The organism is Kangiella taiwanensis, from assembly GCF_020005165.1.
GTDB lineage: Bacteria > Pseudomonadota > Gammaproteobacteria > Enterobacterales > Kangiellaceae > Kangiella > Kangiella taiwanensis.
This window is the reverse complement of record NZ_JAHCLT010000001.1, coordinates 567,277-579,435: the sequence shown is the minus strand read 5'-3', so window position 1 is coordinate 579,435 and position 12,159 is coordinate 567,277. Positions and strand designations below refer to the sequence as shown.

Here is a 12,159-nt window from a genome sequence, read left to right as displayed (position 1 = left end):
TATGCGTGGTGCAGATTATTTAATAAAGACTCTAAAAGATCATCAAGTCGACACGGTTTTTGGCTATCCTGGTGGCGCCATCATGCCAGTCTATGATGCTTTACTCGGCAGTGGCGTAAAACACGTACTCTGCCGCCACGAGCAAGGCGCCGTATTCGCCGCTGATGGCTATGCTCGATCTAGTGGCAGGTTGGGGGTGTGCATCGCGACTTCAGGTCCCGGTGCCACCAATTTGATCACAGGGATTGCGAATGCGCAAATGGATTCGGTGCCGCTTTTAGCAATCACAGGGCAAGTTGCTTCTAACCTAATTGGCACTGATGCTTTCCAGGAAATCGACACCTATGGTCTTTCGCTGTCCGTGGTAAAACACAGCTACTTGGTGACTCGTATCGAGGACTTGCCTCGTATGCTGAACGAAGCTATCCAGTTAGCGCAATCCGGGCGCCCCGGACCGGTGCTGGTTGATATTGCTAAAGATGTGCAAATGGCAACAATGCCAGCAACCACACTTGCCTTTTGTGATGACTTAAGACCCAAAGATCTTGCCACTACTAATGTAGCAATGAACAGCGCTGCTTTGCATTCTGCAGCTGAGCTTTTAGCGTCGAGCAAGCAACCCCTGATTTATGCAGGCGGCGGCGTGGGTCTATCCAAAGCCTCTGAATTACTGACTGCACTGGTTGATCAATTTAAAGTTCCGACTGTTACCACGCTTAAAGGTATTGGTGCTTTGCCAAGTTCGCATCCCTACAACTTAGGGATGCTTGGCATGCATGGCACAAAAGCCGCGAATACGGCGGTACAAGAATGTGATGTATTGCTGGTGGCAGGTGCTCGTCTTGATGATCGTGCAACTGGCGACCTGAAGCAGTTCGCACCCAATGCCAAAGTAATCCATATTGATTGCGATCAAGCAGAGATCAGCAAGCTGCGTTTGGCGGATGTTAGCTTGCTGGGCGACATGCCAAGCATTTTGACAAGCTTGATGAACGCCATGAGCCACGGCTACAAACATGAAACGGCTCACCAGTGGCGCTATCGCTGTCTACAAAATAAAGAGCAGTTAGGCTTTCGTTACGACGCTCCTTTCAGTGGCATTTATGCACCCGCTCTGCTGAAAAGCCTGTCGGAAAAATGCCAACAGCGACAAGCAATCGTTGCCTGTGATGTTGGGCAGCATCAAATGTGGGTTGCACAGCACATGCAATTTAATTCAAGCAGTCATCATTTAAGCAGTGGTGGTCTTGGTGCCATGGGCTATGGTTTGCCTGCAGCGCTTGGTGCCAAATTCGCTAACCCTGATCGCACCGTTATCACAGTTTCAGGCGACGGTTCGATCATGATGAATATTCAAGAACTGGCAACACTAAAACGTTACAGCATCGCGGTCAAAATTTTGCTTTTGGATAATCAACGCTTAGGCATGGTACGCCAGTGGCAAAATCTATTCTTTGAAAAACGTTTTAGCGAAGTTGACCTGTCCGACAATCCTGACTTTGTTGAAATCGCCCATGCGTTCGGCGTTCGCAGCACGAGCATTAATCAATCGTCACAAATCGATACAGCGCTTGATGAATTTTTATCGAGCGAGGAAAGCTATCTGTTACATGTGTCAATCGATCCCGATGACAACGTGTGGCCGCTGGTTCCACCCGGAAAAAGTAACTCGGATTACATTGAAGAAAATCCGACAGAAAGCAGCTCATCATCAAAAATCCCTGAACACAAACGACCTGAGGAGGCCACGCAATGAGTACCAACACTTTTAAAATTATTGTTCGACAATCCGCCGGTAGTTTAGAGCGTATTCTGCGTTTGGTCCGCCACCGTGGTTTTGACGTTAACTACTGCTTAGCCCGTGAAGAAAGCTTGGAGAATGGCATGAGCGTGACCCTGCAGTTAAGTAGCGAACGTTCTGCCGATAACCTTTACCACCAGTTACATAAGTTAGTCGACGTGGTTGAAGTTCATCAATCCAAACCCTCTCGGTTAAGGAGTTGTTTAGGCAATGAATGAACAATTGTTTCTTTACGACACCACCTTACGAGATGGCGCCCAGTACAAAGGCATCAGTTTTTCATTGCAGGATAAACTGAAAATTACGCAGTTGCTGGATGACTTTGGTATGGACTATATCGAAGGCGGTTGGCCTGGTTCGAACCCTAAAGACGAAGCCTACTTTCGCCATGCCAGAACAATGGGACTACGCCAGGCTAAACTGGTCGCCTTTGGTGCTACAAGAAAACCGTTACAAGACGTCGAACAGGATCTGCAGATACAGTCTTTGCTAGCTGCTGACACACCAGTGGTAGCGCTTGTTAGCAAGTTTTGGCAGTTTCATGTTGAGACCGTCCTGCGCACGGATTTGATAGAAAACCTGAAAATGATTTATGACAGCGTAGCCTATTTTAAGTCATACGGTCGTGAAGTTGTTTTGGATGCAGAGCACTTTTTTGACGGTTTTAAAGACAGTCCAGACTATGCTTTTCAATGCATCGAAGCAGCGATCAATGCTGGCGTTGATAATGTCACCCTATGCGACACCAATGGCGGCAGCATGCCCGATGAAATAGCAGCGACTGTAGCAGCCGTAAAAGCTCGGTTTCCACAGTTATCGCTGGGGATTCATTGTCACAATGACTGTGAACTCGCGGTTGCTAACAGTCTGACATCCATCAAAGCAGGAGTGCGGTTAATTCAAGGTACCGTGAATGGTTATGGCGAACGTTGTGGCAACGCGAATCTGGTGTCATTACTTGGCTCATTGTTATTAAAACCATCGTTTAATCAATCGTTGCATTTTAATCACACAGTAAAAGAAAAAAATCTGACAACACTATCGAAGCAAGTTGCCGACATCGCTAACATGCCTCTCAAATCCGATGCAGCCTATGTTGGCAATAACGCTTTTAGTCATAAGGGTGGTATTCACGTCGCAGCGATCGCCAAGGCAAGTCAAACTTACGAACATATCGATCCTGAGCGCGTCGGTAATCAGCGTGAGATTACTATTTCTGAATTATCGGGAAAGTCAAACGTTCAACTTCAAGCACAAAAACTTGGTCTTGATGTCTCCCGAAACTTTGCCCAAGTTCTGGATAGTATTAAGTCACTTGAAAAAACCGGACTGACACTTGAAAACGCACCCGGGTCATTCGAAATGCTGGTGCGGAAACAAGACGAGGCCTATCAGCCACATTTCACGATATTGAATATTCAGATCAATGTTAACGATCTGAATAAATCCACACGGCACAACGCTGAACTCTGCACAGCCACCGTAAAAGTTCGTGTTAAAAATAAAATTGCACACGTGGTAGAAGAAGCGTCTGGACCGGTTGATGCTTTGAACTTGGCATTAAAAAAAGCGCTGACAGTTTTTTTCCCGCACATCAACGATATGCAGCTGACCGATTACAAAGTATCGATTCTTGATCCTGAGAAAGCTTCTGCCGCAACAACACGCGTGTGGCTACAGTCGGGGTATCAAAACCAGCGCTGGGCGACTATCGGCTGTTCGGACAATATTATTCAAGCGAGTACACAAGCTTTAATCGATAGCTACCAATTATTTTTAATTAAATACAACCATGTTGCTGGGGATAACAATCTCAATAACCCACAGCATCATTTTTTATATTCTGATCATGAGGTAACACACAATGGCAACGCTTAACCCTCCGAAATACATCTGGTTTAATGGTAAAACCATACCTTGGCAGGATGCTCAGGTTCACGTACTGAGCCATGCTATCCACTACGGCTCATCGGTATTCGAAGGGATTCGCTGCTATGAAACCAGTAAGGGGCCCGCTTTTTTCCGCCTTCGAGAGCATGTCGAACGCCTTTATCTTTCGGCGAAAATCTATCGAATGCGTATTCCTTATTCTTTTGACGAGCTGATGACGGCGTGTCATGAGGTGGTTAGTAGTAATAACTTGCGAAATGCTTACCTTCGTCCAGTTGCTTTTTTTGGTTATGGTTCAATTGGCGTTAACCCTAGTCAAAATCCGGTTGAAGTATCCATCGCTTCATTCCCGTGGGATTCGTACTTAGGCAATGACTCGATCGAAAGTGGCGTCGATGTTTGTATTTCCTCGTGGAATCGTGTAGCTCCCAACACCATTCCAGCAGCGGCTAAAGCCGGTGGTAATTACTTATCATCACAACTTATTGTCGAAGAAGCCACACGCAAAGGCTACGTCGAAGGCATTGCGCTTGATGTTAACGGTTATATCTCTGAAGGCTCGGGTGAGAACGTGTTTGTAGTTAAAAACAATACCTTGTACACACCGCCGTTTACCGCCTCAATCTTACCCGGCATCACGCGCGATACGGTCATGCAATTAGCGCGCCAAATGGGCTACCAGGTGGTCGAGCAGAATATGACTCGTGAAGCATTATACCTTGCAGACGAAGCCTTTATGACTGGAACCGCGGCGGAAGTCGTGCCTATCAAGAGTGTCGATGATCTTGCTGTTGGTTCTGGTGCTCGCGGTCCAGTAACAGAAAAACTTCAGCAGGCATTCTTTGGTTTGTTTAAAGGCACCACGCCAGACGATCGCGGCTGGCTTGAAATGGTTCAAGGTGTTGAGGATAAAACCTATGCCTGATTATCGTTCTAAAACATCAACTCATGGTCGAAACATGGCGGGGGCTCGTGCGCTATGGCGAGCCACAGGCGTTAAAGATAATGACTTTGGCAAACCGATTATCGCTGTGTGTAATTCCTTTACTCAGTTTGTACCAGGGCATGTACATTTAAAAGACATGGGGCAGCTTGTTGCGAGAGAAATCGAACAAGCTGGTGGTATCGCCAAAGAGTTCAATACGATTGCCGTTGATGACGGTATTGCCATGGGTCACGACGGTATGCTCTATTCGCTACCGTCGCGCGAAATTATCGCTGACTCTGTTGAGTATATGGCAAACGCTCACTGTGCCGATGCGCTGGTGTGTATTTCAAACTGCGACAAAATTACACCGGGCATGTTGCTCGCGTCTATGCGCTTAAACATTCCTGTTATTTTTGTCTCTGGTGGACCAATGGAGGCTGGAAAAACCAAGCTCTCCGACAAGCTGATCAAGCTTGATTTGGTCGATGCCATGGTTGCTGCTGCTGACGAATCCGTTAGTGATGAAGAGAGCGAACAAGTCGAGCGTAGCGCTTGCCCAACATGCGGCTCTTGTTCAGGCATGTTCACCGCAAACTCCATGAACTGTTTGACCGAGGCTTTGGGTTTAGCATTACCCGGCAATGGTTCCTTGCTCGCGACTCACGCAGCTCGTGAACAATTATTTTTAAAGACCGGCCGCCAAATCGTCGAGCTTTGCAAGAGTTATTATCAAGATAATGATGAGTCGGTGTTGCCACGCAATATTGCTAACCGCAAGTCATTCCTCAATGCCATGTGTTTGGATATCGCCATGGGCGGTTCGACCAATACCGTACTGCACCTCTTAGCGGCCGCGCATGAAGGCGACGTCGACTTCACCATGCAAGACATTGATCGCTTATCTCGCCAAGTACCCAATTTATGTAAAGTTGCGCCTGCGACAAAAGACTACCACATGGAGGATGTTCATCGTGCCGGCGGCGTGATGGCCATTCTCGGAGAATTAAAGCGCGGTAACCTGCTCAACCTCAGTCAACCGACAGTATTACAAAAAACCATCGGTAAGGTCATTGATGAGTGGGACGTGATCACGACAGACAAAGAAGCGATAAAACAGCTGTATCGTGCTGGCCCAGCGGGTATCCCAACACAAAAAGCCTTCAGCCAGAGCTGCTTGTATGACTCGTTAGATATTGATCGTCAACGTGGCTGTGTTCGCAATGTTGAGAACGCTTACAGTAAGGACGGTGGGCTTGCTGTGTTGTATGGCAACCTTGCGCCTAACGGCAGTATCATTAAGACAGCTGCGGTGCCGAATAAACTCTTAACCTTTACTGGGCGTGCTCTCGTGTTTGAAAGTCAGGATAGCGCCGTTGAGGCCATCCTTAATGATCAAATCCAAAAGGGTGATGCTGTGATTATTCGTTATGAAGGGCCATCAGGCGGTCCGGGCATGCAGGAAATGCTGTATCCCACTAGTTACCTCAAATCGAAAGGGCTCGATCAAGACTGCGCACTGATCACCGATGGTCGTTTTTCTGGCGGCACTTCAGGTTTGTCGATCGGTCACGTTTCCCCGGAAGCGGCGAGCGAAGGCACCATCGGTCTCGTGCAAGACGGCGATACCATCCACATCGATATTCCTAATCGACAATTGGAGTTACAGGTTGAAGAGCCAGAACTGGATTCTCGTCGACAATTACAGTCGAGCAAAGGCTGGCAACCGGTATCACGTAATCGCCGATTATCCACTGCGTTAAGAGTCTACGCCAAACATGCGTTAAGCGCCGACCAAGGTGCCGCCCGCGTGGTGTAGTCTCACCCTCCCCCAGAGTATAACCCCTACTTCTGGGGGGCTCTTCGCAAGTCTCTTAAGTCATATTTGCAACTATTGACATGTACCTCAGGCTGGCATAGCATAAAAAATAACCCACAGGACTGTTGGGTATAAGGACTTTTAAACCAGTACAAGGAATACAAGGAGTATCGTATGGCTGGAGCAAACCAGGCCGTTGAATTGGCCACCCACCTACCGGAAATTGGTTTTCCGGAATTTACCACCAAGCTTGTCAGTGACGTTTTTGATTCGTTAATTGCATCAAACCTGCGCCAGACAGAGGCTTATGTCGAATTACTTAAAGAAACCAGTAAATCACTCAAAGATTTCATTAACGACACGCGTGATGATATCAGCGGTGAAATGCTATTACAGTTTTTAGGTAAAGTTCTCGGCGCCGACAATGACAATGAACGCCCTGACATTAAAGTTGGTGACTCGTTATCCGCGCAGCAAGCCAACGCTTTAAACGATGCGATAGAGGTAAAAGACGCCGATATTGCTTCCGATAATAAAGTGGCGGCAGCTGGTAACGTCACCGAAAACAAGTTCCAAAGCATTCTTGATGCGATTGCTAATCGCCTTGCTGCGGATAAATACACCATCTTGAAAGAAATGGTCAGACAGGGACTGCTTCGACTTGTGGTTGAAAATGGTGAGATTGAAACCCGCTTAACTTTCAACACTTACGGTTCGTCTTACTATCAAAACCGTTCCACCGACTACAACCGTAAAGACTTCAATTTTAGAGCAAAAGCCAAAACTGGCGGACTTCTTTCCGGCTGGGTAAAAGCTTCAGCTTCAACATCTTACAACAGTGTTAAAGTGTCTACTGCGACCAAGACTGATATTGACCGCTCAAGCAGCAGCGTTCAAATTTATGGTCGTGTGTATATCAACTTTAAAACTGATTATTTACCTCTTGATCAAGATGAAGGTTAGTTAAATGTCGAATGATAATTTAACTCCTATTGATATGGGTTTCGCCGAATTTGTGGCGAAACTCATCTCTGAGGTCTTTGATGCAGTAGTGACCTCTCAAGCGGAGCAACAGGAAAAATTACAGGAACTGCATGAGTTAATGGCTTTACCCGAAGAGCAGCTTGTCGATTATTTTCTTCAACAAGACTCTTTTCTATTGCAAGTCGATGAGTTGCTTGCGGCACACTTCCCTAGCGATGATGATGCGCAGTTACACGGTATCTATGACGGCGCACCTTATCAACCTAAGACCAGTCGACAACCAGAAAAACCTGCAGTCTTTGAGAAGCTGGGGTTAAAGCTTGAGAAGGAAGATATTAACGCCAATGACAAAGTTCTAACCGAGACAGGCGTCCTCAAGATTTACCGCAAGGCAGCGTCAGCCTACACAATCCAAAAGCGTACGGTGATGAATAAACTGATTGAGCAAGGACTCTCTAATATTGTTGTCGATAGCGGCAAGATTAATGCCAAACTGACCTTCAGCACCAGTATGGTGGGCTCTGGGGAAGACGATGATAGCTCAGGCAATACCCCGGAAACTGAAACGTCAGACATCACTCAACCTCGATTGAGCCCCAGTATTTTCAGCACCAACTTATCGCGAGCACATCTATCATCAGCAATTCAGCCTATCCAACCCATCAACCGTTACGTTGGTTTGCTCAAACCCAATATCAACAAACAGGTTAGACTTAAAGTAAAACAAGCGAGCAATAAGTCACCACAGGATGTTGAAGCCAAGAGCAATATTTTTAGCGAAGTTGAACTGAATTTTAAAACCATCCGCTAATGGGTACACCAAATGCCTGAACTGAATATTGATGATGTGTTACTTCTCATCCATGGAGAAATTGCCTCCGCCGTCACCAGCGCGGACATTTACGGTAACAGTCCGGGTATCAAACTTTCTCACGTTCGAGTACGCATGGGTCAGAAACCATCGTCTCCCGAAAGCGGCTCAGATTCAGATACGGAGAGCAATATTTCGCTGAACACCGAACGCTTCCCTCAGGCCAAAGAAGGCTGGCTCATAGATGTCAGCTACAGCCCTTCTGAACAGGAGAACTCACGTTTCAAGTCAGTCGATGGTGACATGCTGCCTAGTCAGATCTCATCGTTTTTCGCACAGTCATCAGTAACGATAATTAGCGGTATTGGTCATCATTATCAAAAAGCTCTGGCTCAACTTAATATCCACACTATTCAACAACTCTCAGAGATAAACCCCAAAAACACGATACTGATTGACTCAGAGTTGACCCACAGCCAAGTCCGTAATTTCCAGAGCCTTGCTCATCTTGTCATGTCCATACCTGAAGCATCAATACCACAACAGTTGCTAAACCTTTCATTTGGTAAGTTGCTGGATCTCATGTGGAAACGCAAACAGTCGCCAGAAGTCAGTGGGATATCAGCATCGATCCTTGAGCCACTGTCGCGATGGCTACAACAACTCGAGCTGTGTCTTGATAATAAGTTCTTTGATCAGCTGACTTTTAAAGACATCACCAATAATAATATTTAGGCATAAAAAAACGGCTGTTAACTGAATAACAACCGCTTTTAAAAGGTTTTGGTGCTCAGAGCGGGACTTGAACCCGCACGGCCTACGGCCACTACCCCCTCAAGATAGCGTGTCTACCAATTCCACCACCTGAGCTAGAACCATAATGGGTTAAAAACCAGAGCTACTGGTTATCACCATCTTCCTTTGCGTCTTCAGCATTTTCTGCTGCAGCGTCGATAGACTCAGGTATAGTCTCAGCCGCCGCTTCATCAGAAGGAATCTCAGTACTGATTTCTTCTTGTGTCTCGGCAGGAATCTCTGTGCTGATGTCAGTATTTGTATCGCTTGGAATTTCTGATGATGCAGCAGCTTCACCAGCACCCTCTGTTTGGGCAGCGTCATCTAACAAGCTTGACTTAGTCGCTTCTTCGCTAGACTTTAAAGCGGCAATTGCCAGCGAGATGGCAAAAAACACGATGGCCAAAACCGTGGTTGATTTTGTCAGGAAATTACCCGAACCCGGAGCACCAAATAAGGTGTTTGACGCACCAGAACCGAACGAAGCACCCATTTCGGCGCCTTTACCCTGTTGGATCAAAATAATACCAATCAATAGTAGTGCGACTACTAGCAGACTGATCATTAAAAATAATTCCATACTCTTTAACCTGCTTCTCTATGTTTGCTGCTTAACCAGCAATTTTGCAAATTGCTATAAATTCATCGGCTTTCAGGGATGCGCCCCCAATCAAGCCACCATCAATGTCTTTTTGCGCCAGTAGCTGTTCAGCGTTGGCTGATTTCATGCTACCGCCGTATAAAATCTGTACCTTGTCCGCAACATCTTGATTAATCTCTGCCAGATAATCTCGAATCGCTGCGTGTACTTCTTGAGCTTGCTCAGGAGTCGCTGTAACGCCTGTGCCGATTGCCCAAACAGGCTCATAGGCAATGACGCCTTGGCCTAAGTGCTCTAAACCTTGCTCTTTATCTTGATAAAAATCAAGAACGGCGTCTATTTGGCTCTTAACTACCTTCATAGTGGAGCCATTTTCACGCTCTTCAAGGGTTTCACCCACACATAAAACCGGCTTTAGGCCTTTTTCTAGGGCCTTTGCATACTTGTCAGCAACCAGCTGGCTCGATTCACCGTATAAGCTACGGCGCTCTGAGTGGCCGACTAGGACATAAGTCGCCCCTAGATCAGACAACATATCACCGCTCACTTCTCCAGTGAAGGCACCTTGTTCTTGCTCAGACAGATTCTGACCACCGACGGCTAGCTTGCTGCCTTGCGCCATCTGGATTGTTCTGTCTAGGTATATATAAGGAGGGCAGACCAGCACATCGCTTTGCCAATTATCGTCTAATTGGCTCTTAATACCGTTAACTAAGGCCTCTACGGACTCTAAGCTACCGTGCATTTTCCAATTTCCTGCGATTAGGGTTTTACGCACTGAACACCTCTTTATATCTGGATTCTTTCTGGTGACTTAAGTCTGTTCAATCAAAATGCTTAATCAATGACCAAAAGACAATAAGAAACCCACCTTTTTAGCAAAAGGGCGCAAATATTAACCGAGGCTTGGCTTGAACACAAGCATTGATGCTTATTTTCAGTCCATTCACGGCTTTTATCCCGAAAACCATGGATCTTACCGCGGTGATCCAAGTATAATACGCGCCGTTTGGGGTCATTGAACATTTTTTGACCTCGATTTAGAGCGATTGTAATGAAAAAAGACCATAAAACAATAGATTAGACTGGTTACAGCCTGCTGTACACCAGGTTTTTGTTTTTGGTCAATTCCAACGTTGCAATTATTGAAGTGACAACCATCAGGTAATAGTTAAGTAGCGACCTATGATTAAGATTAAAAAAGGCCTGGATCTTCCTTTAGAGGGAAAGCCAGAGCAAACAATCTCAACTGGTGCTACGGTCAAAACCGTCGCCATCTTAGGCGAAGATTATGTTGGCATGAAACCAACCATGCATGTTCAGGTTGGGGATCAGGTAAAGAAAGGCCAGCTTATCTTCGAAGACAAGAAAACTCCCGGGGTAAAATATACAGCTCCTGCTTCAGGCACTATCTCAGCGGTCAACCGCGGTGCTAAGCGTAAATTACTTTCTGTTGTGGTAGACATTGCCGATCAGGAAGATGCTGTATCTTTTGACAAATATTCAGCGGATCAGCTCACCAGCCTCGATCGTCAAAAAATCGTCGACCAAATGGTTGAATCAGGTATGTGGACTGGTTTACGCACTCGCCCTTACTCAAAAGTTCCAGCTATTGATTCTCATACGAAGGCTATCGTGATAAGTGCAATGGATACGAATCCATTGGCTGCAGATCCTGAAGTGATTATCAAAGATCGCAACCAAGACTTTAACAATGGTCTTGATGTATTAGCGCAATTGGCTGATGACAAAGTTTTTGTGGCGACTAAGGGTGACTCTCAGATCGAGAAGTCTACCAACGCTAAAGTGAGCTATGAAAGTTTCTCTGGCCCACACCCTGCGGGATTAGTTGGCACTCATATCCACCATTTATGCCCTGCTTCGGCAAGCAATGTGGTTTGGCATATGGGCTACCAAGACGTTATCGCTTTAGGCCGTCTGTTTACTGATGGCGAACTATTCACTGACCGCGTTATCGCGCTTTCTGGTGAAGAAGTTAAGAACCCACGTCTAGTGCGCACACGCCTTGGCGCCAATGTTGACGAGTTATTGAGCAACGAAATCAATGACAACGACAACCGCCAAATCTCTGGCTCGGTGCTAAACGGTGTAAACGCTGTAGACTCTCGCGCTTTCGTTGGCCGTTATCACAACCAAGTCACGGTCATACCTGAAGGTCGTGATAAAGAATTCTTCGGTTGGGCGATGCCTGGTAGCGATAAGTTCTCTGTAACTCGCGCTTTCTTAGGCCATATTTTCCCAAGCAAGAAGTTCAAGATGACGACGTCTACTGGCGGTTCAGCTCGTGCGATTATGCCAATTGGCAACTACGAGCGCGTGCTTCCGCTTGATATCCTGCCGACTCAGCTGATTCGTGCACTTGTTAGTGGCGACACAGACACAGCACAACAACTTGGCTGTCTTGAGTTGGATGAAGAAGATTTAGCATTGTGTACCTTCGTTTGCCCAGGCAAATACGAGTATGGCTCAATTCTCCGCGAAAATCTGACTAAGATTGAGAAGGATGGCTAAC

The 12,159-nt window shown here is 46.4% G+C and carries 11 protein-coding genes and 1 tRNA gene; 9 read left to right on the top strand and 3 right to left on the bottom strand.

Features of this window, described 5'->3' with window-relative positions:
• Position 1: 1 nt before the first annotated feature.
• The 8 genes from ilvG to KFK88_RS02805 all read left to right on the top strand — a co-directional run bounded on the left by ilvG (position 2) and on the right by KFK88_RS02805 (position 8,965).
• Positions 2-1,756 carry an acetolactate synthase 2 catalytic subunit gene (ilvG, locus tag KFK88_RS02840; protein WP_223577143.1) on the top strand — a complete coding sequence of 585 codons (1,755 nt, stop codon included), beginning with the start codon at positions 2-4 and terminating at the stop codon, positions 1,754-1,756.
• Positions 1,753-2,019 (top strand): acetolactate synthase 2 small subunit, encoded by a 267-nt coding sequence (gene ilvM, locus KFK88_RS02835; RefSeq protein WP_223577142.1) that lies wholly within the window; start codon positions 1,753-1,755, stop codon positions 2,017-2,019. Before ilvG ends, ilvM begins: the two co-directional genes overlap by 4 nt.
• Positions 2,012-3,679 carry a citramalate synthase gene (cimA, locus tag KFK88_RS02830; protein ID WP_223577141.1) on the top strand — a complete coding sequence of 556 codons (1,668 nt, stop codon included), beginning with the start codon at positions 2,012-2,014 and terminating at the stop codon, positions 3,677-3,679. The genes ilvM and cimA overlap by 8 nt, the downstream gene beginning before the upstream one ends.
• Positions 3,666-4,616, top strand: coding sequence for a branched-chain amino acid transaminase (locus KFK88_RS02825; RefSeq protein WP_223577140.1), 951 nt, complete (start codon positions 3,666-3,668; stop codon positions 4,614-4,616). Before cimA ends, KFK88_RS02825 begins: the two co-directional genes overlap by 14 nt.
• Positions 4,609-6,435, top strand: a complete 1,827-nt coding sequence (gene ilvD, locus KFK88_RS02820) for a dihydroxy-acid dehydratase (RefSeq protein WP_223577139.1) — start codon at positions 4,609-4,611, stop codon at positions 6,433-6,435. Before KFK88_RS02825 ends, ilvD begins: the two co-directional genes overlap by 8 nt.
• A gap of 174 nt (positions 6,436-6,609) precedes the next feature.
• Positions 6,610-7,398 (top strand): hypothetical protein, encoded by a 789-nt coding sequence (locus KFK88_RS02815; protein WP_223577138.1) that lies wholly within the window; start codon positions 6,610-6,612, stop codon positions 7,396-7,398.
• Positions 7,399-7,402: 4 nt separating this feature from the next.
• The gene (locus KFK88_RS02810) at positions 7,403-8,230 is read left to right on the top strand and encodes a hypothetical protein (RefSeq protein ID WP_223577137.1); all 828 of its coding nucleotides are present in this window, start codon (positions 7,403-7,405) and stop codon (positions 8,228-8,230) included.
• 12 nt (positions 8,231-8,242) lie between these two features.
• Positions 8,243-8,965 carry a hypothetical protein gene (locus tag KFK88_RS02805; RefSeq protein ID WP_223577136.1) on the top strand — a complete coding sequence of 241 codons (723 nt, stop codon included), beginning with the start codon at positions 8,243-8,245 and terminating at the stop codon, positions 8,963-8,965.
• A gap of 49 nt (positions 8,966-9,014) precedes the next feature.
• On the opposite strand, the gene KFK88_RS02800 is transcribed toward KFK88_RS02805, so the two are convergent.
• The 3 genes from KFK88_RS02800 to tpiA form a co-directional block, all read right to left on the bottom strand.
• Positions 9,015-9,100 (bottom strand) — tRNA-Leu (locus KFK88_RS02800).
• A gap of 28 nt (positions 9,101-9,128) precedes the next feature.
• Positions 9,129-9,605 carry a preprotein translocase subunit SecG gene (gene secG / locus KFK88_RS02795; RefSeq protein ID WP_223577135.1) on the bottom strand — a complete coding sequence of 159 codons (477 nt, stop codon included), beginning with the start codon at positions 9,603-9,605 and terminating at the stop codon, positions 9,129-9,131.
• Between the two features lie 31 nt (positions 9,606-9,636).
• On the bottom strand, positions 9,637-10,404 hold the full coding sequence (gene tpiA, locus KFK88_RS02790) for a triose-phosphate isomerase (protein WP_223577134.1): 768 nt from the start codon (positions 10,402-10,404) through the stop codon (positions 9,637-9,639).
• A 407-nt stretch (positions 10,405-10,811) separates the two neighbouring features.
• On the opposite strand from tpiA, the gene KFK88_RS02785 reads away from it, so the two are divergent.
• Positions 10,812-12,158: a Na(+)-translocating NADH-quinone reductase subunit A gene (locus KFK88_RS02785; RefSeq protein WP_223577133.1), complete on the top strand. Its 1,347-nt coding sequence runs from the start codon at positions 10,812-10,814 to the stop codon at positions 12,156-12,158.
• Position 12,159: the final 1 nt, after the last annotated feature.